The sequence below is a fragment of the Streptomyces sp. NPDC004539 genome, assembly GCF_040610055.1.
Taxonomy (GTDB): Bacteria; Actinomycetota; Actinomycetes; order Streptomycetales; family Streptomycetaceae; genus Streptomyces.
The window spans coordinates 95,625-118,690 of record NZ_JBEXLS010000007.1; the positions used below are offsets into that span (position 1 = coordinate 95,625).

The window sequence follows — 23,066 nt, forward strand, 5'->3', positions numbered from 1 at the left end:
GCGACAGATATATGCACATCCTGGTGGATCGCCGCACAGGACGGCCGCGGAAATGGCAGTCTGACGGTGAAGCACCAGTTCCGGGACCGTACTCGAACCATCCGCCTCGTGTCGGACGCCGGTCCCGTGAGAAAGGGACGACGTCGCCATGGCAGACCACCTGGAAGCATCCGTCACCCTGCCGAGCGACCCCGTGTCGGTCGCCGCGGCCCGCACCTTCACCGCGGGCACGCTCGCGGAGTGGGGCCTGCCGCCCGGCGCGGACCTCGCCGAGACCATCCGCCTCATCGTCTCCGAACTCGCCACCAACGCCGTCCAGCACACCCTGGGGCAGTCGCCGACCTTCACCCTCGACCTCGTCCTCGACCGTGACGAGCAGGTCCGCGTCGGCGTCACCGACAGCCATCCGCGGTTCCCCAAACGCCTCCCGGCCGCTGTCCAGCAGGACAACGGCCGGGGGATGGTGATCATCCGCTCGCTCGCGGCGGAGTGCGGGGGGCGGCTCGGCGTGCGGCCCACCCTGGAGGGCGGCAAGACGGTCTTCATCGAGCTGCCCTGGACGGCCGTGCCTCAGCCGTCGGCACCGGGCACTACTTGACCCGGCCGTACCAGACGCTCTTGGTCCAGATCTTCTGGAGCCGCACCACGTCACCCGTCTTCGGCGAGTGCCACACCTTGCCCGCCCCCGCGTATATCCCGACGTGGTAGACGTTCGAGCCCGAGTGGAAGAAGACCAGGTCTCCCTTCTGCCGCGACGACGCGGAGATGTGCTTGGTCTTGTTGTACTGCTGGGTGGTGGTGCGCGGCAGGGACTTGCCCGCCTTCTTGAACGCGTACTGCGTGAGCCCCGAGCAGTCGAACCGGTGCGGACCGGTGGCGCCGTACTTGTACGGTGCGCCCTTCTTCGACGCCGCGACCTGAAGTGCCTTCGTCGCGGGGGTGGCCGCCTCGGCGCCGGAGGCGACGCCCGGTACGACCACGGAGCCGCCGACGGCGGCCAGTGCGAACGCCGAGACCGTACCGGCTCGGACCATCATCGACGGGACACGATTGAGCGCAGTCATGCGCAACCCTTCGTCAACCGCCTGTGAAGGATGACCTGTCGGATTCGGGCTGGCGAAGTTGGCCCGGCCGTGTCACCACGGCTTCACCCCAAGGGCTGCCCGGCACGGTCATGGTGTGACCGCCCCGGCGACCCGTACTGCTGGGTCCTCCACTCCTGCCGATGCACTCCTGTCGACTCGGTCATCCGGACGGCGGCAGGACTCGGCGTCCGCCCGGACCGCCCCGCCTCTGTGGCGGGGGCTTGTCGTCAGACAGGGATCTTGACGGACTCGTGACCGAAATACCCAACGAATTCGAGGATTTGTGGCCTTACTCACGACTGGGCCATTCGGGTGAACAGTTCAGAGAACGGTCACGTGTCCGTCACCCGACGACGCCCCGATCAGGGCGGGAATGCCCCGGTCCACACCCCGAATCCGCAGGTTGCGCAAGTGCGGAGGGCTGCCCGGGGGAAACCTCGTTACGCCGAACGGGGGTCGGTTCCACGCCACCCGCGCCGCCCCGGGGGACGGCTGAAGACGGTGCGTCATCACGCACCCCGCGACAGCCCCGTACGTCGTCCGGAGGGAGCACGGGCGGAGGCACGCGCGCGTGGAGCGAGGGGGCGTCACGCGTGCGTGCTTCTGTGCTTCCCGGGGTGCCGACCGTGCGTCATGTACCGGGCGTCAGTTCCCCGCCGGGGGCAGGGTCACCCGGGCCGTGCGCCGGTCGCCGTCCAGGACGCGCAGGGCCCGCGCGAGGGTCGGGGCGTGCACCTCGTGCTCCCCCCGCTGGTGCATCAGCGTCAGCGCGTCACGCAGCGCCGTCGCCCGGGCCACCAGCGCCTGCGCGGCTCTGAGGCCCCGGTAGGTGTCGCCGTCGCGGCTGGGGTTGATCCGGCCCAGCAGATCGACGGCCGCCAGGTACTGGTCGACCAGCTCGGCCTCGGCGCGCGTCAGCGCCGGGAGCGGCGGGAGTTCCGGCAGCATCCGCCGTCACCCGCCGGTCGTCCGGCGGCTCGGTACGACGCGGTCGACGACGCCGTACTCCACCGCCGCCCGCGCGTCCAGCACCTTGTCCCGCTCGACGTCCTCGGTCACCTGCTCCGGGGTGCGGCCCGTGTGGCGGACGAGCATCTCCTCCAGGAGCGCGCGGGTACGGGTCAGCTCCTCGGCCACGATGGCGAGGTCACTGGCCTGCCCCCGGAACTCGCCCGACGGCTCCGGCGGGCCGACGACCACCCGGGCGCCCGGCAGCGCGAGCCGCTTGCCCGGGGTGCCGGCCGCCAGCAGCACCGCCGCCGACCAGCCCGCCTGGCCCAGGCAGACCGTCTCCACATCACAACTGACGTACCGCATCGTGTCGTAGATCGCCGACATCGCCGTGAACGAGCCGCCCGGGGAGTTGATGTACAGCGAGATGTCCCGCTCCGGGGCCTGGTGCTCCAGGTGCATGAACTGCGCCATCACGTCGTTCGCGGAGATGTCGTCCACCGGGGCACCCAGAAACACGATCCGCTCCTCCAGCAGCTTCGCGTACGGGTCCAGCGTGCGGTGGCCGTGGCCCGTGCGTTCGTGGAACTCGGGCAGGACATGGCGAGCGGTCGCCGGGTTCATGGGAGCCCCTTCCGTCGGCGTCTGTAAAAAATGTACAGGACGTACGTTGCGTTGGGATGGGAACGGACTCCGACGATCAAGTGGAAGGACGACGGCGCGGCGAACCGGCGTTTCCTGGCGGCCCTCTCACCAGGCGTCATCGGGGGCGCCGGGGCATCCGGCCACGTGGTCCTGTGGGGCTTCGCGAAGCTCCCCCGGAGCGGTCAGCCGGAGGCCATGCCGGAAGTGACCGGACTGCTCCCGTGTCGGCTCAGTCCCGTATGAACCCTTTGGTGCGCATGAGGAAATGCGCGAGATATCCGTCGTGCGGGATACCGGTGGCCGTCCAATGGGTCGGGTGGTCACCGACGTAGACGTTGGTGATGGACGGTTCGTCCACGAGCGCGTCGATGAGCTGCTCGTCCTCGGTGTGAACACCGAGGACGAGGGTGTCGCGCAGCGGCGCGATTCCCGCCGCACGTGACCAGGGGGCGACCCACACGCAGGGGAAGGGCAACTCGACACCCGCCCTCGGGTCGTCCGGGCGCTCCAGCTGGTGCACCACCGGGCGGAGCACGGCGCTGCCGTCACCGAGTTCCTCCACGAACCCGGCTCCCCCCAGATGAGCCCGTGCACCCGCCGCCTTGTCCAGCACGAACTTCTCCAACGCCCGCGCGACAGGGGACGCTTGCACCGGGAGCACGGCCTTCTCGTCCTCGGGGGGAAGGCTGGGCAGGAGGGCGAGGCGGTCGGCGACGGCCTCGGCCACAGGCGCCGGGTCACCCTCGACGAGAACAGCGGTGGCGTTCACACAGCCGGTGCCCCCGTGGTGGCTGATCGAGTCGACGACGGTGTCCAGGTGCTCGAGCCAGTCCGTCTCCGCGGTGAGCAGGATCTTCGAGCGGCCGGGATGCAACGGCAGGACGAGCGGGTCATCGGCGTACCGGCGGATCACCTCGTCGCTGCCGTAGGCCAGGTCGGCGCCCCGCAACAGGCCCTCGGCGGCGGCGTGGTCGGTGGGCAGCAGCACCACGTGGTCATCGCCGAATCCGGCCATGCGCAGGGCCGTCACCAGCCGGTGCGGGGTGAACGGCTCGCGCCGCGACGGCCGTACCGCCACGCGATAGCCCAACGCGAGGGCCTCCGGCCACAGAGTGTGGGTGCCGGGATGGTTTCCGGCGGCGTGCACGGCGAAGACCTCCCCGCGCCGGGACCACACGGCCCTGCCCACGCGGGTGAGCGGATCGCGCCAGTCGCCGGCCGCGCCCCGGGGCCGGGCGTGCTGGAGGCTGTTGTACAACTGCTCGGCGCGGTACATCGCGGTCGCGGTGGCGGCCCGCACCACCTGGATCGGTACGCCGCCCACCCGGCTCACCGCGTGCTCGTACTCCGCGACCGTCTGGCCGTTGATCGTGCCGGTGGCGAACAGCCGCCCGGCGAGAGCGATGGCGGCGACCCGCTCATCGAGCGGAAGCGGCGTCGCCCTGCGCAGCGCCGCCATGGCGCGGTCGACGTACACCGTCGGCGCCAGGCTCAGCTCGGCCACGGGCCGGCCACCGACATCCGCCACCGTGGCCCGGTTGCGGGAGCGGTAGGGGCCGGCGGGGCCGAGTACGTCCAGCTGGAGCAGCTCCGTCATCAGTAGACCCCCTCGACAACCGCCTCGTTCTCGAAGTGGGAGACGGGCGCGACGTCCGCGACGGCATCACCGATGCGGCCGGGCAGCGGCTCGACGCGCGTGGCCAGGTCCCGTTCGAGATTGTTGGGGAGGAAGAGCGCCTTGGAGACGTGGTTCATCACCACCTGCCCCCGTTCTCCGTAGGACACCGGCCGACGGGTGCGCGGGTCCACTACCGAGAAGCTCACGTACGGCGAGAAGGTGTCGAAGACACAGGTGTCCTCCTCGCCCGCAGGCACGCGCTGACCGGCGATACCGAGAATCATCGTGCTGCCGTAGTGGCCGTACAGAACGAGGCCGGGGAAGATCTCGGTGCGATACAGCTGATGGGTGTCCGGGTCGAGCTGGGTGCCGCCCCAGCGGATCGCACGTACCTTCTCGTTGACGAGCGCGACCAGCTCGTCGCGCCGCACCAGCCGTTCCAGCAGTGCGGGAGTGATGGTCAGCACGCCGATGTCCTGCGTACGCAGGATGAACTCCGCCTGGTCGACGACGTGTTCGGCGTAGGAGTCGGCCTCGTCCTTCTTCCCCGCCGCGATCAGCTTCTTCACCCAGCGTGGGTCCAGGTCGACCTGGAAGCCGTGCCGTCCGTGTGTGGCCGCCGAGCGCCGGAAGATCTCCCCGACGATGTGGGGGCCGGACGGTACGAGCCCGAGCCAGTCGACGTCGCGCGGGAAGCCGTGTTCGTCGAGGTTGGCGTTGCTCCAGGCGATCAGACGGTCCAGCCAGTCCCGGGGGCACACCACGCGCTTGGGCGCCCCGGTGGTGCCGCCGCTCTCGTACACCCCCGCGATTTCGGGATTCGGTCCGTATCCCCGGGGGATCAGTGCCTGGGCCGATACCTTGCGCATCTCGTTCGCGACGTTCGGGAAGAGCCGCAAGTCGTCGAAGGTCCTGACGTCCCGACGCGGGTCGAAATCAAGCGACTTGGCCCGCTCCAGCCAGTAGGGCGATCCGGTGTCCGGGTGGAAGTGCCACTCCAGAACGGCCTGGAGGTATTCCTCCGGGTCGGGCCGGGTGTCGTAGGGAAGGTCCAGTACCGGGTTGGTTGTGGGCGACACGGTTTCTCCTTGGGACGGCGCGAGGTGGGAAGCGGCCTCACCACATCACTGAACGGGGGGATCGCCTTGAATTCCGTGCACGAGCTTGGGTATCGCGAAACTGACACGGATGTCGGCCGGGCGCCCGATCAGTTGTGCGGCCCGGTTGATCGGCAGGTCGGCCGCCGGGCGCCGTTCCCACACCATGACGCCGCCCCAGCGACGGTTCTCGCGGTCGGCCAGCCAGTACTTGGACAGCAGACCGGGACAGGAAGACCAGTCGTCGGAGCTGTGAAAGAGGTCGGCCTCCATGTCGTGCACGGAGGGATCGCCCGGACCGAGGTCCCACCAAGAGACGATCATGATCGGTGTGCCGCTCATCGTGCCAGGTGCGTCGGCCCGCATTCCCAGCGGCCCTATTTCTCGGCGCCGATGACGCCGGCGATGGTCATTTCGGTGATCAGGACCGGGGAGGGTGGCTCGAAGCCGTTGCTTTCGAGATGTGCGAGCAGTTCCATGACCTGGAGGGAGTCCAGAGGGTCGTTGTCGGCAGTGCCCGGGAGCAGCTGCCGAGCGAGATGGAGCGCGGCATCAGGGCTGTGCGATTCACTCATGCGATCTCCTCGAAATCCCCTGACCGGTGACGGGGAAACGGACTTGGACGCAGTGCCCGATTGTCGGTCGGGAAACGCGATGCGATGTGCGTGAATTGTTTCGGTCGCCGGAACCGGCCGCAGCACAAGAGGATGCTGCTCACACCCCGTGCGGGTCAATGTGATGCGGACGGACCCGGGTGGACCCTCTCGATCCCCGCCCGTGCAACCGCGCAATCTCCGCGGTTGCACGCGGTCGGCGGGACCGCCGGTCCGTCGGACGGCGACTTCGTACGGCCGGAGATCGCGCGGAGCGCATTGTCCTATATTACCTCAAAATATTCGGCGTAGCCATGAAATTGATAGGCCGGGCACAGGAGAGGGACAGGTGTGTGGTGGTGCACGCCTCCTCCTGTGAAAACCTTCTACGGGTAAAATATCTGCATATTTTTGTTGCAGGGTGATTTCGTACTCGTGACCGCCCCGGGGAGCTCGAGCCCGTCGGGCCGGAGTTCCCTTGCCAAGCGGATGATTGATTGATTCACTACTTGACGTCCACGTTGGTGGCTCTATTCACTACGGCGGCCGGCCGGGGGAGGCCCTGGGCAGCCGCCGATGGCTGTGGTCAGGTTCAAAAGGGGGCAAGGTATGCCGGATCAGAAGAACTCTGGAGGGCCTGACTCTGGATACTTGGACGGCAGCCGTCAGAACATTCTTCCAAAAATTTCGCCCACCGCCGTCAACGTCGCGATAGACCGACTGGTCTTGAATGATTCACCCCGTTTGCAGGGAGAAGACGCAGCTCATATAAAGGTGATCGCCGAAGTCGAGGACGGGCTCCCGCCGATCCTGGTCCACCGAGAAACCATGCAGGTCATCGATGGAATGCACAGGGTGCGAGCCGCCATCGTCAAAGGTCGGACAGTGATTGCCGCCCGCTTCTTCGACGGGGACGAAAAAGAAGTCTTCCTTCTCGCTGTCAAAGCGAATATCGAACACGGGTTGCCTCTCTCGCTCACCGACCGCAAGGCCGCAGCGATGCGCATCATCCATTCGCATGCTCATTGGTCGGATCGTGCGATAGCCGAGGCCACCAGTCTGTCGGCCAGGACCATCGCGTCTCTCCGGCCACAGGTGACCACTCGGTCTCCGCAGTTGAATTCCAGATTCGGCCAGGACGGCAGAGTCCGCCCCGTCAGCAATGTCGAGGGCCGCCGGCGAGTCGCCGAACTCATCGCCGAGCGACCGGAGGCATCGCTCCGCGAGGTCGCCAGAGAAGCGGGAGTTTCTCCCAACACCGTGCGAAGAGTGCGTGAGCATTTGCAGCGCGGCGAGGACCCTGCGGCGCTGCGGCTGAAGGTGGTGAAGGAGACGGGAGACGACCTTTCCGCATTGCCCGGCGCGCCGGTCGAAGCAAGTGTCGCGCCCGCACCGCAAAGCTCGGTCGATTGGCGCACTCTTTCGAAAGATCCGGCGATATGCTTCAGTGAGGCCGGCCGGTTTCTGCTCCGAAGCCTCAGCCTGACCGCACTCCCGCCCCAGGACTGGGAACGTATTCTCAAAACAGTTCCCAGCCACCGCGCAGGCACCGTCTCGGCCCTGGCGCTCGAATGTTCCCGACTCTGGGAACAGGTGGCCAGAAATCTAGAGGCAAGTGAGAATTCCCAATCCGGCTGAAGGTGAATCCGGTGCTGTTTCTCACCGAAAAACATGTGCGACAGGAAGGCGATACCAGAGCCGGCACGCCGGACGAGGAACGACACATACCCATGGAGGTACCCATCAGATGGTGCACGGACTGATCGACTGGCCCGCGGAAGTCTCCTCTAGGTACATCAAGGCCGGCGCGTGGCGGGACGAGAATCTCTACGAATGGCTGGTACGGGGCGCGGACAGCTACCCGGAGTCGCTGATCTGCGACGGCGAACTACGGCTGACGAGAACCGAGTTCGTCACCCTCGTCGACCGGATGGCGAACGCCCTGCACCGGGCCGACGTCCGGGCCGGCGAGCACGTCGTGCTCCAGATGTCGAACCAGATCAGCGGACTGGCCTGCGTATTCGCCTGTACGAAGATCGGCGCCGTCCCGCTGCTGGCCATTCCTCAGCTCGGAACGCATGAGCTGCTGTCCTTCATCGACAGGATCGATGCGACCACGCTGGTGGCCACGCCGGACTGCCTGGAGACCTGCCGGGCCGCCGGAGCATCGAGGCCGGCCGTGCGCAACATTCTGAACACCGTCTCGCTGCTCGAAGAACCGGACACCGGACCGGAACCCAGGTTCCGACGCACGGCGTCGGACTCGGTCGCGGTGCTGCTCGTGTCCGGAGGAACGACCGGCCTGCCCAAGATCGTCCCCCAGGTCCACCGGGCCTGGCTGTACCTGGGCCGGTGCGTGGCGGATCGCTGTCGCTTCGATCCGCGCAGCGTCTACTTGGTCGCGATGCCTCTCGCGCACGGGTGGGCGATGTGCAACACACTCGCCGTCCTCGACGCGGGTGGCTCCTTGGTCATCTCGCCGACACCCGCTCCGACGGTCGCCTTCGGCCTGATCGCGCGGTACGGCGTCACACGCACCGGTCTGATCCCGCCTCTGGCGGCGCTCTGGACCGACGCGGCGGGGGGAACGCCCCACGACATCTCGTCATTGCAGACGGTGCTGATCGGCGGCAGCAAGCCGTCGGCCGACGTGCTGAACGGATTCCGCGAGGCTCTGAACTGCGGCGTCCACCAAGGCTTCGGGATGACGGAAGGTCTGTGCGGCATCCAACCGCCGGATCTGCCGCACGATCAGACGGTCACCGACCAGGGTGTTCCCCTTTCGCCCCTGGACGAGCTGATGGTGATCGACGAGGCCGGAGATCCGGTCGCGCCCGGCCAGGTCGGCCAGTTGCTCACCCGAGGGCCTTACACGATTCGCGGGTACTACGCCGACGGCCCGGGCAACTCCACGGTGTTCACGGCGGACGGCTGGTACATGACCGGTGATCTCGTCCGTCTGGACCCTGACGGCGCGGTGTCCTTCGAAGGACGCATCAAGGACCAGATCAACCGCGGCGGCGAGAAGGTGTCGGAACGCGAGGTCGAGGAACTGCTGCGCCGGCACCCCGGTGTCCGCGACGTCGCCGTGGTGGGAGCGCCGGACGACCGGTTCGGCGAGGCGGTGGTCGCCTTCGTCGTCGGTGACGAGTTGCGTCAGTCCGACGTCGCGGAGTTCCTCGTCGCCGCAGGAGCGGCCCGGTACAAGATCCCGACGACGGTCCATCCGCTGACCGAGATTCCCCTGACCCCTGTCGGCCGGGTGGACAAGTTGGAACTGCGGCGCCGAGCGGCCTGCCCGGACCCTGACGGCCCGGATACCCGGAACACCTTCATCCCGACCACCTGAGTCGATCCCTTTCCACCGCGCGACGGTTGCCTGTCCGGGTTCTCCATGGCGACCCGCGGCTGTCGCGAGTCATGACATCCGACGAAGGAAGACGACATGCTGCCTGACGAGGAACGCGCTCGAAATCGCGACGTCGTACGACGTTACCTCGCCTGCAAGGGCGAGGAGCAGCGACGAGCCCGCTACGAATTGTTCGCGGCTGACGGCCAAGCCGGCCTCTGGACGAGCGACAAGCCCGATCCGATCGCCACTCACGGAAAAGAGCGGCTGCGGGACCACGGCGTCTGGGCTCTGGAGTGTTTCCCGGACTGGGAGTGGTACAACGTGCAGATCTTCGACACCCAGCACCCGACGTTCTTCTGGGCCGAGTGCGACGGGCGCGGTGCCATCCGGTTCGAGGGCTATCCGGACGGTCACTACGAGAATCACTTCCTTCACTCGTTCGAGTTCGACGCCGACGGCCTGATCCGCCGGCAGCGCGAGTTCATGAATCCGCTGCGGCAGTACGAGGCACTCGGCATCGCCGTACCGCACATTGTCCGGGCCGGTATCCCGACCTAGAGAGGGAGTGCACCGCATGCAGCCCATAGCTGCCTACGAGCTGCCGCAATTCCGGTCCGGTGGTCCCGGCGACCGGTGGCAGGTGGAGCCGCAGAGTGCCGCCCTGCTCGTCCACGACATGCAGGACTACTTCGTCAACGCGTTCGAGCCGCCACTGCGAACAGCACTGGTCGACGGCGTCACCCGGGCGATCGGCTGGGCTCGCCGGGCGAAGGTCCCGGTGATGTACACCGCGCAGCCCGGCAGCATGTCTCCGGACGAGCGAGGACTTCTCTCGGACTTCTGGGGCACCGGCATGGCTCGGCGGGCCGACGACATCTCGATCGTCGACCGGGTCCGGCCGGACGGCTCCGAGCAGGTCTTCACGAAATGGCGGTACAGCGCGTTCGTCGGGAACGGGCTGGAGTGGGCTCTGCGTCGGCAAGGCATCCACAACCTGGTGATCGCGGGTGTGTACGCCAGCGTCGGCATTCTCGCGACCGCTCTCGACGCGTTCAACAAGGACATCCGGCCGTTCGTGCTGTCCGACTGCGTCGCCGACTTCGACGCCGACGGGCACGCCGCCGCACTCGACTACGTCGCGCGGTATTCCGGCCGGGTCATCGACCTGAACGAGTTGAGCGCCAGTGCCGACTGATATCGCCGAAGTCGTCTCCGGTCACGACTACGCGCTCCTGTACCGGCCGGAGTCGGGTGACGACCGAGTGACCTGTCTGATCGGCAGCGCATCCGAGCACGAGTCGGTGAGCTCGGCCGTGTCGGCCGCACAGGCCCGGGACCTGCCGAGCCTCCTCCTGGTGCCGTTCCGCCAGCTGACCGAGCGCGGCTTCGACGTGCTCGACGACGACGAGAACCTGCTCCTGCTGCCTGCCCGCGAACTGCACACGTTCTCGCCCGCCGACTTCGAGAGTCTGTCCGGCGGGGCGAAGCCCAAGGCCGAGAACGGCACGTTCCTGGACACCGACGCGGAGTACCGCGCGGCGGTGCAACGGATCATCACCGACGAGATAGCCCATGGCGCCGGCTCGAACTTCGTCATCAAGCGCACCTATTCGGCCGAGCTCGACGGGGTCGACGATCTCGCGATGCTGACGGTGTTCGCCGATCTGCTCCGGAACGAACGCGGCGCCTACTGGACCTTCTTGGTCCGGACCGGCGACCTGTATCTGGTCGGTGCCACCCCCGAGCGTCATGTCTCGGTGAGCCGCCGGCGGGTGACGATGAACCCGATCTCCGGAACCGTCGCGCGGGGCACGGCCGATCCCGGCGCCGAGAAGGCGCGGCTGCTCGGCTTCCTCGCCGACGCCAAGGAAGCCGATGAGCTTTCCATGGTTCTGGACGAAGAGCTGAAGATGCTGTCCGCGTTGTGCGAACCGGGTTCCGTGTCGGTGACCGGTCCGGGGCTGCGGCACATGTCGCGGGTCACTCACACCGAGTTCATGATCGAGGGTACGACCGGTCGTCCGCTGGCCGATGTCCTCGTGCACACCATGTTCGCGCCCGCCGTGACCGGGAGCCCGATCCGTAACGCGTGCCGGGTGATCGCCCGGCACGAGCCGCACGGGCGGTCGTACTACGCCGGCTGTCTCGGACTCGTCGAGCCTGCGGGCGACTCGACGTACACCTTCGACTCGGCCATCAACATCCGTTCGGCACAGGTGCGGTGGCACGGTGCCTCGTGGCGGATGCGTACCGATGTCGGAGCGACACTCGTACGCAACTCGTCTCCGCAGCGGGAACTCGCCGAAACACAGGCCAAGGCAGCCGCCATCCTGAGTGCCGTGTGCGCCGAGACGGTCGTACCCGGCGATCTGGGGCCGCGCCGGTTCGATCGCCCCGAGCCCCCCGCCGTGGACGATCCCGATCTGGCGTCGGCCATCGCCCGACGACGCACCGCCATCAATCCGCTCTGGTTCGGGGCCACCGGCGAGTACGGTGCCGCGGTCCGGCGGGCGGTCGTCGTCGACGCCGAGGACGACTTCAACAGCATGCTGGCCCACCAGCTCAGCGCGTTCGGATACGCCGTCGACATCGTGCCCAACGAGCACGCCGCCAGAGCGCTGGACGACGACGCGCTTCTGGTCTTCGGCCCCGGCCCCGGCGACCCGTGCGACGAAGGCGATCCGAGGGTCGCCGTCCTGGAGCAGGCGCTGACGAAGGCCCTGACGGCTTCGAGGCCGTTTCTCGCGGTGTGCCTCAGCCATCAGATCCTCTGCCGCATCCTCGGCTTCGGCATCCACCGGCTCGCGGTGCCGAACCAGGGAACGGCCAGAGACGTGGACTGGTTCGGCAGCCGCAGACGTCTCGGCTTCTACAACGCCTTCGCGGCCAGGGCCGGGAGGACGACCGGCCTGCGGCACCCCGTCGAGGTCGCCACGGATTCCGCCGGAGACATCACCGGACTGACTGCGGAGACATTCGTGTCCATGCAGTTCCATCCCGAATCCGCCTTGAGCGTCGACGGTACGACCGTCCTGGCCGATGCCCTGGCCCGGCTGGAGCGCTGATGATCCGTCACCCCTACCTCCTGATCGACGTCTTCGCGCGATCGGCGTTCCACGGCAACCCGGTCGCGGTCTTCTTCCCCGAGACCGACCTGCCCGACCGGGTCATGCAGGCGATCGGCACCGAACTCAACCTGTCCGAGGTCGCGTTCGTGACACCGACCGGGTCGTCGGCCTGTTTCACGGCGCGGATCTTCACGCCGACTCAGGAACTGCCGTTCGCCGGCCATCCGATGGTCGGTGTTCTCGCCGCTCTCCACACCCGGTTCGACGTCGCGGGAGACATCGCGGTTCGCGTTCCGCGCGGCGAGGTGGCCGGATGGGTGGAGCCCCGGGGCGCAGAGCTCTGGGCCGGATTCACCCTGCCGGTACCGCGGCCGTCCCCGCAGGAGATTCCGGCGGCCGAGATCGTCGCGGCACTGGGCGCCGCGAACATCGCTCCGATCGAGCTGTACGACGTCGGTGCCCGGCACCTCGTGATCGCGCTCGACAGCCTGGACACCCTGCGGGACCTGCGGCCGGATCACACCAGGCTGGCGAAGTTCCCCGACGTCGCCTTCAACTGCTACGCGGGCTCGGGGACGGCGTGGCGCAACCGAATGTTCTCTCCGTCGTACGGAGTCGTCGAGGACGCGGCGACCGGGTCGGCCGCAGGTCCTCTGCTGGCGCACGCGCACACCTACCGGGACGCGCCGACCGGTCGTCCGTGCCGGATCGAGCAGGGCGTCGAGCTCGGCCGGCTCGCCGAGATGCACGTACAGCTCGAATCCGGCGGCGACGTGCCGCAGTCACGGACCTGGGGCCAGTGCGTGACCGTGGGCAGCGGAACACTAGAGCATCCGGAGGACTGGTGAGCGCACAGCACGAGAGCTTGTCCGGGCTGCACGACGTCCCCTTTCCCGAGTGGGACGACGATCCGCCGCGGGAACCGTTCGAGTTGCTCTCCGCCTGGCTCGACGAGGCCGAGCGGCAGGGCTGCGCGGAGCCGCGCGGGGCCGCGGTCTCCACCGTCGACGAGAGCTTCAGCCTGTCCTCACGCATGATGACGATGGTCGAACTCACCGCCAGGGGGCCGGTGTTCGCCACGCACACCACCAGCCGCAAGGCACACGACATCCGCGCGACGAAGTCCGGAAGCGCCTTGTTCTACTGGCGTGAGATCGGCCGGCAGCTGCTTGTCGCGGGGACCTTCGAGCTGGTCGACGAGCGGAAGTCGGAGTCGCTGTGGCGCGACCGGCATCCGGCCCTGCACCCGATGAGCAGCCTGTCCCGGCAGAGCGAGGTACTGGCCGACCCCGCTGAGCTGCGCGATCGGGTCCGCCTGCTCGACGCCGACGCAGCACAGCGACCGGCCCCGATCGCCCGACCGGTCAGGTATGTCGGATATGAGCTGTGCGGCACGCGCATGGAGTTCTGGTCGAGCGCCTCCGACCGGCTCCACCGACGACTTCTGTACACGTGGAGTGGAGGTCAGTGGTGCGTCCGCAGACTCCAGCCGTGACGACGGGAGCACTCCCGCTGCGGCTCGACACCAGCCGTACCTGCTACCTCTACGCGGCGATCGCCTCGTCCGTCATGGGTACTCTCGGACACGTCGCGTGGCTGGAGGAGCGCACGCTGGCGACACGCGGCTGGTACAACGACCGAGGTCAGGCATACACCGACTTCCCGCGGCTGGGTGAATACCGTGACCTCCTGACCGAGGAGCTGTTTCGGCAGCACGAGATACCCGACCGGGAGAGCGCGGCGGAGCTGATCGTCGAGTCGATCCGTGCCGGCCAGTACCTCACGGTGTTCCTCGACCGATCACAACTCGGCCCGTTCTTCGGCCGGCAGTCGACCAGCTTCCCGCACGAGATCCTCGTCTTCGGAGTGGACGCGGACCGCGAAGTGGTCGACGCGGTGGACTACGACGCCGCCGGACGCCTCGCCGTATGCCGGTACCCGTTGGAAACGGTTGCCGCCGCCATGCCGGACGTACAGAGCCTCAGCGCTCCCGGTGACGTCCTGTACGTCGCACAAGCCCTGTCGCCCGGTGAGCCGCCTGCCCCGCGGGACGTCACCCGGGCGGTCGCCGCGGTCCAGGCGTTCGCCGGGGCCGAGGTCGTCCAGCCGGGGGCGGTGCAGTGGTGGCAGCCCGCCGACCTGCACCCCGTCCATGACGCCGAGTACCTGTACGGGTGTGACGTCATCGACCGGCGGCTGTACCTGGACGACGCGTTCGCCGACGCCGACATGCACCTCCAGAACGTGCAGCTGGTCCTCGAACAGACGGTGGCCTGCCGGAACCTGATCGCCAGGCACATCGGCGCGGCGTCGTGCCCGGTGATCGCCGCACACGATCAGGTCGTCCAGGAGATGCGGGCACTCAAGATGTCGGTGCTCGCCCATCGGCTCAAGGGCCTCCGGCTGCGCAACGACTCTCGCCCCGACCGATGGAAGCGGGCGGTCCAGCGCTCGTGCGCCCACTTCGTCGAGGTCGTCGAATCGGCCGGGAGCAACGACGCCGCCGCCTTGGCCAGGAGCCACGAACTGAGGCACCGCGGACCACGAGATGTCGAAACTGCCAACTGACGAGGCACGGGCCGCGGTCGATAGCCTCGTCCGGCTCGCTCGCGATCATGCCCTGACGCAGTCGGCGGGGCACGGTCCCGAGCGAGCCACGCAACCGATGACATGGTCCGGGACCGGCCGCCCGTAGGACGCCGTACCACGAGCCGCCTGTTCGCCGAGTGGGTGCGCACACGCGCTCCCCGATCCAGAAAGTGCCCGCGATGAGTGCCGACACGACCGACGCCGCATCACTTGTGGCCCACCACCCAGGCTCCGCCGAGTACGACGAGCACCGGGCCGGCTTCCAGCTACGGGAGCGACATCGGCCGGCCCGCGTGGTGGCGGCGCGGGACGCCGACGACGTCGTGGCGGCCGTCCGGCACGCCGCGGAGGCGGGTATGCCGATCGCGGTCCAGGCGGCGGGACACGGACTCGCCGCCCCGCTCGCCGGTGAAGGCGTACTGGTGTCGACGCGAAGGATGGACGACATCGATGTCGACCCCGGCGCCGGCACCGTACGGATAGGCGCCGGAGCGCGGTGGAGCGACGTGATCGAGGCCGCCGCACGCCATGATCTGGCACCGCTGTCCGGGAGCATGCCCGGCGTCGGCGCCGTCTCCTACACGCTCGGCGGCGGGATCGGGCTCATGGCCCGTCGCTACGGCTTCGCCGCCGACCATGTCACACGCCTGGAACTGGTCACCGCCGACGGCTCCCTGCTGACGGTTTCGGAACACGAGGAGCCGGACCTGTTCTGGGCGCTGCGCGGCGGTGGCGGGAGCTTCGGCATCGTGACCGCGCTGGAGACGGCCTTGATGCCGGTCGCCAGGCTGATCGGGGGTGGACTGATGTTCGACCTCGGCGAGACACCGGAGGTGGTCTCGACCTGGTTGCGTTGGACGGCGACAGTGCCCCCGGAGATGACCTCGGCGATGACCACGCTCGGAGTCTCCGGGCGGCACATGGCCCATGTCCAGATCGCCTACCTGGGTTCGGCCGCGGAGGCGGACGAGTTGGCGGCCCCGTTGCGGGCGTTGAAACCCGCGTACGACGGTTTGCGGGAGATCCCGTACCGGCGGTCCCACACCGTCTTCAGCGAACCGGATCAGCCGCATGCGTACGTCGCCGACAACGTCCTGCTGCCGGCGATCGACGAGGAGCGCCTCTACGACACCATCGCCGCGTCGGCGCCGGGCCGGCCGGTTTCCTCCATCATCTCGGTCCGCCATCTCGGAGGGGCGCTGTCCGCTCCGCCGAGGGTGCCGAGCGCGGTCAGCCACCGCGAGGCGAAGTACCTGCTGTGCGTCGTAGGAGTGGTGGCCCCGACGGCCAGGTCGAACGCGGCAAGTGCGCGGGCGCTCCAGGACGAACTGCTGGCCGGCTGGTCCGGGACCGCCGTGGGCAGCTCGCCGAACTTCACCCTCGGACGGCCCGACCGGCGCGCCACCGCGGAACTGTTCGACGCCGAGCGTCGTGACCGATTGCTGCGACTGGCCCGTGAGTACGACCCCGCCGGACTGCTGCACCCCAGTTTCGTCATCGCCTGAACACCCCCTACGAAAGGTTGACCCGATGCGGCTGGTTCTTGCTCAGTTCGCCAAGCACCGATGGTGGTTCGCCGGCCTGATCGTCTTCCAGGCGGTCAGCGTCGCCGCCACCTTGTATCTGCCGACGATCAACGCGGATCTGATCGACAACGGCCTGCTGCGCACGGACGTCGGGTACATCTGGACGGCCGGCGGGTGGATGGTGGCCGTCAGTGTCGTCCAGCTGTCGGCCGCGGCGATCTCGTCCTACGCCGGAACGCGCGCGGCCACGGACGCCGCGCACGACTTGCGGGCAGACGTCTACGACAAGATCGCGACGTTCTCGAGCCGGGAGCACCAGGACTTCGGCACGCCGACGCTGATCACGCGCAGCACCGACGACGTGCAGCAGGTACAGGCGTTTCTGCTCACGCTCGGCACAGTGGCCGCCGCCGCACCGATCACGATGCTGGGCGGGGCCTATATGGCGTTGCGCGCGGATGCCGGCCTGTCCCTTCTCATCGTCGTGGCGGTCGTCGTACTGGGTGTGACGTTGGCGGTGATTCTCCGCTGGATGACGCAGGTGTCGCGCCGGATGCAGGACCGGCTGGATGCGATCAACCGGGTCCTGCGCGAGCAGCTGATGGGTCTCACGGTGGTTCGCGCGTTCACCCGCGAGCGCTTCGAGGCCGAGCGGTTCGGGCAGGTGAACAACGAACTGGCGGTGGCGACCCGGTCGATGGGGCTGCTGAACGGGACGTTCGTTCCCGCCGTCATGCTGATCACCGATCTGTCGATCCTGGCCGTGGTGTGGTTCGGCGGTCACCGGGTCGAGTCGGGACATCTGCTGATCGGCGGTCTGACCGCCTACGTCACCTATCTGGGCCTGATCCTCCAGGCAGCCATGATGGCCGCCTCGGCGGTGATGATGCTGCCAAGAGTGCTGGTCGCGGCGGAACGCGTTCAGGCGGTGTTCGACTCCACGCCCGTGCTCCGGCCATCGGGCGCACCCGCGAGGCCGGTCCAGGTCCGCGGTGAGCTGGAGCTGCGCGGCGTCGGACTGCGGTACCCGGGCGCCGATGCCGACGTCCTGTCCGGCATCGACCTGCGGGTCGAGCCCGGCGCCACGGTGGCGATCGTCGGATCGATGGGGGCCGGCAAGACCACCCTGCTGTCGATCGTCGCGCGACTCCAGGACGCGACATCCGGATCGGTCCGGCTCGACGGCGTCGATCTGCGCACCATCGATCCCTCGGTGCTGCGCGGCCGGCTCGCGATCGTTCCGCAGCGGTCGCTGCTTTTCAGCGGTACGGTCGCCGGCAATCTGCGGCTGGCCAGGCCGGACGCCACCGACGCCGAACTCTGGGAGGCGCTGGAGGTCGCCCAGGCTCGCGAGTTCGTCGCCGCGATGGACGACGGGCTCGAGTCACCGATCGCCCAGGGGGGAACGAACGTCTCCGGCGGCCAGCGGCAGCGGTTGTGCATCGCCCGCGCGCTCGTCGCCGCCCCGCAGGTCCTCCTCCTCGACGATCCGGTCTCGGCGCTCGATCCCGAGACATCAGCACGGCTCCTGGCGGCGCTGCGCACGGCCACGGCCGACGCGACAGTCCTGCTGGTGTCGCAGCGGACCGCCGGTGTCCGCGGTGCCGAACGGATCGTGGTGCTCCATGAGGGCAGCGTCGTCGGCGACGGGACACATCAGTCACTGATGGACAGCTGCCGGACGTACCAGGAGCTCGTGGCTTCGCAGGACGCGATCGGAGCATCGGCATGAGCCGCCGGAAGCCTGACCGGCTCGAGGACGGGGCGGGCTTCACCGCGACGTCGCGCCGACTGGCGGGTCTGTTCCGGCCGGTCCGGGTGTCGGTGACCGGATCGCTCGCGCTGGCCGTGTTCGGCGTACTGGCCTACCTGGTCGGCCCGCGGATCTGGGGCCGCGCGATCGACGCGGTGCTGGCCGGCACCCTGGGAGCCGGTCTGCCGGCAGGACAGACCCAGGAGGCCGCCGCGCAGGCGCTGCGCGACAGCGACCGGGACAGCCTCGCGGACATCGTCGAGAAGCTGAACGTCATACCCGGGTCCGGCATCGACTTCGGTCATGTAGGACGGCTGCTGCTGATGGCCGCCGTCCTCTACGGCCTCGGCACCCTGGCGGGATTCGGCCAGCAGTACATCCAGAACAGCGCGATCGCTCGCGTCATGCAGACGCTGCGCGACGACGTCGAGGCGAAGCTCAACCGGCTTCCGGTCCGCCATCTCAACGGCTCCTCACGCGGCGAACTGCTGTCGCGGATGACCAACGACATCGACAACATCGCGACCTCGCTGAGCCAGACGCTGACCCAGTTGCTCTTCGGTCTGCTCACGGTCGTCGGCGCACTGGCCATGATGCTGAGCATCTCACCGCTGCTGACGCTGCTCGCGTTGATCTCGATACCGCTGACCTTCGCCATCGGGGCCGTGATGGCGAAGCGAAGCCAACGGCTGTTCGGCGACCAGTGGCGACTGACCGGAGAACTCAACGCGCATATCGAGGAGTCCTACTCCGGCCACGAACTCGTCACCGTGTTCGACCGCGGAGGCACGTTCCGTGAGACGTTCGCGGACAGGAACGCCGAGGTGAGGAGGGCGAGCCGGCTCGCGCAGTTCGTGTCCGGCCTGATCGCCCCGCTGGTGCTGTTCATCGGGAACCTGAGCTACGTCCTGCTCTGCGTCGTCGGTGCCTTCAGCGTGATCGGCGGGCGGCTGACCCTGGGCGGAGTCGTCGCGTTCGTCCAGTACTCGAGACAGTACTCACAGCCACTCGGAATGCTCGCCTCGATGTCCAACCTGTTCCAGTCGGGCATCGCGTCGGCTGCCCGCGTGTTCGCCCTTCTCGACGAACCGGAGGAGGACCCCGGCAGCCAGGGACGGCTGCCGGCCGCTCGGCCGCGCCGGATCACGTTCGAGCAGGTGTCGTTCGGCTACGACCGCGAGCCGACCATCAAGGGCCTCGATCTGGTCATCGAGCCGGGGCAGACCGCGGCGATCGTCGGCGCGTCGGGCGCCGGGAAGACGACCCTGATGAACCTGCTGATGCGGTTCTACGACGTCAGCGGTGGACACATCCTCGTCGACGGCACGGACATCACCTCGGTGTCACGGAACGCGTTGCGCTCCGAGATCGGGCTCGTTCCCCAGGAGCCGTGGCTGTTCGGCGGAACCATCCGCGACAACATCGCCTACGGGCGACCGGGTGCCACACGCGAGCAGGTCGAGCGGGCCGCTGAGGCATGCGGTGTCAGCCACATCGTGAACGCGCTTCCACAGGGCTACGACACGGTGGTCGACAGCGGGAACGGACGTCTGAGCGAGGGCGAGCGACAACTGATCTGCATCGCGCGCGCGTTCATCGCCGACCCGGCCGTGCTGATCCTCGACGAGGCCACCAGCGCGGTCGACGCCCGCACCGAGCTCCTCCTGCAACAGGCGACCTCGCGGCTGCGTCACGGCCGCACCTGCCTGGTGATCGCCCATCGGCTCTCCACCATCCGCGACGCCGACGTCATCGTCGTACTGAAGGACGGCCGGATCGCGGAGAAGGGAACGCACACGCAGCTGCTGCGAGCCGGCGGCGCGTATCACCGGCTCGTCCAGAGCCAGTTCCACGAGCCGAGCACCCTGCCGGTTCTGGACCCCGGCCCGTGACAACCCTGCCCAGGGCCCCTGGGCCCGCCGATCTCACGAACGACCGGATCAGACCCACATCAAGAAGGGAGCACCTGTGAGTGCGCAGCCGATTCCCCCCGCCGACGGTGTCACGGACACCGAGCGGGTCCTGGCCGTCATCTGGTCCGAGGTACTGCAAGTGCCGCACGTCGGCGTGGAGCAGAACTTCTTCGACCTGGGTGGCCACTCCGTCCTGCTGCACATGGTCCATGACCGGATAGCCGCCCGTCTGGGCATGAACCCGCCCCTCATCGAACTCTTCCAGTATCCGACCGTCCGCGGTCTGGCGGCATACCTCGACGGGAACGCCCCGGGCGCGGAGCCGAGTGCCGGCCGTGGCGAGGCGCCGCGCACCGACGGCCGGGCCCGGCTCGCCGGGAGGCGGGACGGGCGCGTCCGCCGGACGCCCCTGTCCGGGGAGGGCGACGGCGATGAGTGACCACGTCCGTGACGAAGCGGTCGCCCTGACGGACAGCGGGGGGCAGGAGGACGGCGGTTCGTTCGTCGCCGTCATCGGCATGGCGTGCCGTTACCCCGGGGCCGCCGGCCCGGAAGAGTTCTGGCACAACCTGGTCCAGGGCCTGGAGACCGTCACTCGCTTCCCCCGGCGGCCTGTTCCCGGGCCGGCCGGGCAGGCAGGTACCGGGGAGTACGTCCCGGCACGGGGGTTGCTCAAGGACCCGGAGTGGTTCGACGCCGGATACTTCGGCTTCTCACCCCGGGAAGCCCGCATCATCAGCCCGCAGCACCGGATCTTCCTGGAATGCGCGGTGGAGGCGTTGGAGGACGCGGGCTGCGACCCGGAACGCTTCCCGGGGGCCGTCGGCGTCTACGCGGGCGGCACCGACACCTCGTACGCGGACCTCCTCCGTTCCCGCCGCGACGAACTGCCCTCGGTGACCGACATGGAGATCCTGGTCGGCAACGCGCCGGACTACCTCGCCTCCAGGGTCGCCTACAAGATCGGTCTGCGCGGTCCCGCCGTGGTCGTCCAGGCGGCGTGCGCCACCTCACTGGTCGCGGTCCACACCGCCGCGCAGGCGCTGCTGGCCGGTGACTGCGATGTGGCACTCGCGGGCGGTGCGGCGGTCCACGTTCCCACCAGGACGAGTCCCTACATCGAGGGCGGCATCCTCTCCCGCGACGGCACCTGCCGCGCCTTCGACGCCGGAGCGGGCGGGACGGTGGGCGGCGACGGCGTCGGCATCGTCGTGCTCAAGCGCCTGGCCGAGGCGGTCGCGGACGGCGACAGCATCCGCGCGGTGCTGCGCGGCTCCGCGGTGAACAACGACGGAGCCAACCGGATCGGCTACACCGCGCCCGGCATGGAGGGACAGGCGGCGGTGGTCCGCGAGGCGCAGACGGTCGCCGGTGTCGATGCGGCCACCGTCGGCTACGTGGAGGCCCACGGCACAGCCACACCGCTCGGCGACCCGATCGAGATCGCCGCGCTGACCAAGGCGTTCCGCCAGGACACCGACCGTCGCGGCTTCTGCCGGGTCGGCTCGGTCAAGACGAACATCGGCCACACCGACGCCGCCGCAGGCGTGGCCGGACTGATCAAGACCGTGCTCACGCTCCAGCACGGTGTCATCCCGCCGAGCCTCAACTTCACGGCCCCGAATCCCCACATCGACTTCGAAGCGAGCCCGTTCGTGGTGGCCGCCGGCACCCGGGAGTGGCGGACCGACGAGGGCATGCCACGCCGTGCGGGGGTCAGCTCCTTCGGTATCGGAGGCACCAATGCCCACGTCCTGCTGGAGCAGGCCCCCGAGCACACGACCACGGACCTCGTACAGCCCTGGCAGCTGCTTGTGCTGTCGGCCCGCACGCCGACGGCCCTGGACGCGATGACCGACCGGCTCGCCGCCCGTCTGCGGGCGCATGCCGGGGGGCTGCCGCTCGCCGACGTCGCCTGGACGCTCCAGACCGGGCGCCGCGAACACGCCTGCCGCCGATTCGCGGTGGTGCGCGACACCGACGACGCCATCCGCGTCCTGACCGGCCTCGACCCCGGCCGGCTGATCGACTTCGAGGAGCAGGAGCCGGCCCGGCAGGTCGCCCTCGTCTTCCCCGGCACCGTCGACTCCTCCCGGACACGCGAACTGCGCGCGACGCAGCCGGTGTTCCTCCGGGCCCTGGAGGAGTGTGCGAGCGTCGTCGGCGCCGAGGAGGTCCCCGCGGAACTCGACGTCCTGGCCACCGAGCTCGCGCTCGCCCGGCTCTGGCAGTCCTGGGGTGTGCGCCCGGCGGCCGTCGCGGGCAGCGGCATCGGGGCCGTGGCGGCGGACGTCGTAGCCGGAGTCCGCACAGTGGAAGAGGCGGTCCGCCGGACCGTCACCGCAACCACGCTCGAACTCCGCACCCCCCGCATCCCCGTGCTCGAACGGACGAACGGGCCCGGGGAGGCGACGGACCACCTCTGGATGCCCGTGCTCCCGGAGAGCGGCCGGCAGGACGCGTTGCCCACCCTGCTGGACGCCGCCGGCCGCCTCTGGCTCGCCGGGACCACCCTGTGCTGGGAAGCGCTCCACGGAGGAGTGGGGCAGCGCCGAGTCCCGCTGCCGTCCTATCCGTTCGAACGGCAACGGTACGTCGTGGAACCGCGTCCGTTCGCGCCGTCCGGCCGCCCGGAGGGCTCCGTTCACCAGGTCGTCGCGGATCTGTTCGCCCAGACGCTCGGCCTGGAGGCCGTCGAACTCGACGAGAGCTTCTTCGACCTGGGGGGCGATTCGCTCATCGCCACCCAGCTGCTGAGCCGCGCCCGCGAGCTCTTCCCCACCGCCCGACTCGACGCCGCCGACATCTACGAGGCACAGACCCCCGCGGAGTTCGCGGAGTTGATCGACGAACAGACGGCTCCGGCACCCTGAGGA

At 68.8% G+C, this 23,066-nt stretch carries 21 protein-coding genes and 1 riboswitch; of the genes, 14 read left to right on the plus strand and 7 right to left on the minus strand.

Annotation, left to right across the window (positions count from 1 at the left end; translation table 11 throughout):
• Positions 1-148: 148 nt before the first annotated feature.
• Positions 149-598: an ATP-binding protein gene (locus ABZX85_RS16790; protein WP_355868223.1), complete on the plus strand. Its 450-nt coding sequence runs from the start codon at positions 149-151 to the stop codon at positions 596-598.
• Here the strand turns inward: ABZX85_RS16790 and ABZX85_RS16795 are convergent.
• The 7 genes from ABZX85_RS16795 to ABZX85_RS16825 form a co-directional block, all read right to left on the minus strand.
• Entirely contained in the window at positions 591-1,064 is a 474-nt protein-coding gene (locus ABZX85_RS16795) for a C40 family peptidase (protein WP_355868226.1), read from the minus strand. The two genes, ABZX85_RS16790 and ABZX85_RS16795, sit on opposite strands and share 8 nt — an antisense overlap.
• Positions 1,065-1,067: 3 nt before the next feature.
• A riboswitch (cyclic di-AMP (ydaO/yuaA leader) is annotated at positions 1,068-1,257 on the minus strand.
• Positions 1,258-1,730: 473 nt separating this feature from the next.
• Positions 1,731-2,033, minus strand: coding sequence for a hypothetical protein (locus tag ABZX85_RS16800; protein WP_355868229.1), 303 nt, complete (start codon positions 2,031-2,033; stop codon positions 1,731-1,733).
• Between the two features lie 6 nt (positions 2,034-2,039).
• Positions 2,040-2,660 carry an ATP-dependent Clp protease proteolytic subunit gene (locus ABZX85_RS16805; protein WP_355868232.1) on the minus strand — a complete coding sequence of 207 codons (621 nt, stop codon included), beginning with the start codon at positions 2,658-2,660 and terminating at the stop codon, positions 2,040-2,042.
• A 250-nt stretch (positions 2,661-2,910) separates the two neighbouring features.
• Positions 2,911-4,278 carry an aldehyde dehydrogenase family protein gene (locus tag ABZX85_RS16810; RefSeq protein ID WP_355868235.1) on the minus strand — a complete coding sequence of 456 codons (1,368 nt, stop codon included), beginning with the start codon at positions 4,276-4,278 and terminating at the stop codon, positions 2,911-2,913.
• Complete coding sequence (locus ABZX85_RS16815) at positions 4,278-5,378, minus strand: phenazine antibiotic biosynthesis protein (RefSeq protein WP_355868238.1); 1,101 nt, start codon at positions 5,376-5,378, stop codon at positions 4,278-4,280. The genes ABZX85_RS16810 and ABZX85_RS16815 overlap by 1 nt, the downstream gene beginning before the upstream one ends.
• Before the next feature lie 45 nt (positions 5,379-5,423).
• Entirely contained in the window at positions 5,424-5,738 is a 315-nt protein-coding gene (locus ABZX85_RS16820; protein WP_355868240.1) for a hypothetical protein, read from the minus strand.
• Positions 5,739-5,773: 35 nt separating this feature from the next.
• Positions 5,774-5,971, minus strand: a complete 198-nt coding sequence (locus ABZX85_RS16825; RefSeq protein ID WP_355868243.1) for a hypothetical protein — start codon at positions 5,969-5,971, stop codon at positions 5,774-5,776.
• A gap of 669 nt (positions 5,972-6,640) precedes the next feature.
• Here ABZX85_RS16825 and ABZX85_RS16830 point away from each other — a divergent pair.
• The 13 genes from ABZX85_RS16830 to ABZX85_RS16890 all read left to right on the plus strand — a co-directional run bounded on the left by ABZX85_RS16830 (position 6,641) and on the right by ABZX85_RS16890 (position 23,063).
• Positions 6,641-7,627 (plus strand): ParB/RepB/Spo0J family partition protein, encoded by a 987-nt coding sequence (locus ABZX85_RS16830; RefSeq protein ID WP_355868246.1) that lies wholly within the window; start codon positions 6,641-6,643, stop codon positions 7,625-7,627.
• 109 nt (positions 7,628-7,736) lie between these two features.
• Positions 7,737-9,338, plus strand: coding sequence for an AMP-binding protein (locus ABZX85_RS16835; RefSeq protein WP_355868249.1), 1,602 nt, complete (start codon positions 7,737-7,739; stop codon positions 9,336-9,338).
• A gap of 96 nt (positions 9,339-9,434) precedes the next feature.
• Positions 9,435-9,899: a PhzA/PhzB family protein gene (locus ABZX85_RS16840; protein ID WP_355868252.1), complete on the plus strand. Its 465-nt coding sequence runs from the start codon at positions 9,435-9,437 to the stop codon at positions 9,897-9,899.
• A 16-nt stretch (positions 9,900-9,915) separates the two neighbouring features.
• Complete coding sequence (locus ABZX85_RS16845; RefSeq protein WP_355868255.1) at positions 9,916-10,536, plus strand: isochorismatase family protein; 621 nt, start codon at positions 9,916-9,918, stop codon at positions 10,534-10,536.
• On the plus strand, positions 10,526-12,406 hold the full coding sequence (locus ABZX85_RS16850) for a chorismate-binding protein (RefSeq protein ID WP_355868258.1): 1,881 nt from the start codon (positions 10,526-10,528) through the stop codon (positions 12,404-12,406). Before ABZX85_RS16845 ends, ABZX85_RS16850 begins: the two co-directional genes overlap by 11 nt.
• Positions 12,406-13,257, plus strand: coding sequence for a PhzF family phenazine biosynthesis protein (locus tag ABZX85_RS16855; RefSeq protein WP_355868261.1), 852 nt, complete (start codon positions 12,406-12,408; stop codon positions 13,255-13,257). The genes ABZX85_RS16850 and ABZX85_RS16855 overlap by 1 nt, the downstream gene beginning before the upstream one ends.
• A complete protein-coding gene (locus ABZX85_RS16860; protein WP_355868264.1) occupies positions 13,254-13,904 on the plus strand; it encodes a pyridoxal 5'-phosphate synthase in 651 nt (216 codons plus the stop codon). The genes ABZX85_RS16855 and ABZX85_RS16860 overlap by 4 nt, the downstream gene beginning before the upstream one ends.
• Positions 13,901-14,977, plus strand: a complete 1,077-nt coding sequence (locus tag ABZX85_RS16865; RefSeq protein WP_355868267.1) for a hypothetical protein — start codon at positions 13,901-13,903, stop codon at positions 14,975-14,977. The genes ABZX85_RS16860 and ABZX85_RS16865 overlap by 4 nt, the downstream gene beginning before the upstream one ends.
• Positions 14,978-15,177: 200 nt before the next feature.
• On the plus strand, positions 15,178-16,503 hold the full coding sequence (locus ABZX85_RS16870) for an FAD-binding oxidoreductase (protein WP_355868270.1): 1,326 nt from the start codon (positions 15,178-15,180) through the stop codon (positions 16,501-16,503).
• A 25-nt stretch (positions 16,504-16,528) separates the two neighbouring features.
• Complete coding sequence (locus ABZX85_RS16875) at positions 16,529-18,256, plus strand: ABC transporter ATP-binding protein (RefSeq protein ID WP_355868273.1); 1,728 nt, start codon at positions 16,529-16,531, stop codon at positions 18,254-18,256.
• Positions 18,253-20,169: an ABC transporter ATP-binding protein gene (locus ABZX85_RS16880; protein WP_355868275.1), complete on the plus strand. Its 1,917-nt coding sequence runs from the start codon at positions 18,253-18,255 to the stop codon at positions 20,167-20,169. The genes ABZX85_RS16875 and ABZX85_RS16880 overlap by 4 nt, the downstream gene beginning before the upstream one ends.
• A gap of 76 nt (positions 20,170-20,245) precedes the next feature.
• The gene (locus tag ABZX85_RS16885; protein WP_355868278.1) at positions 20,246-20,629 is read left to right on the plus strand and encodes a phosphopantetheine-binding protein; all 384 of its coding nucleotides are present in this window, start codon (positions 20,246-20,248) and stop codon (positions 20,627-20,629) included.
• A complete protein-coding gene (locus ABZX85_RS16890) occupies positions 20,622-23,063 on the plus strand; it encodes a beta-ketoacyl synthase N-terminal-like domain-containing protein (RefSeq protein WP_355868281.1) in 2,442 nt (813 codons plus the stop codon). Before ABZX85_RS16885 ends, ABZX85_RS16890 begins: the two co-directional genes overlap by 8 nt.
• The last annotated feature ends 3 nt before the right edge of the window (positions 23,064-23,066 follow it).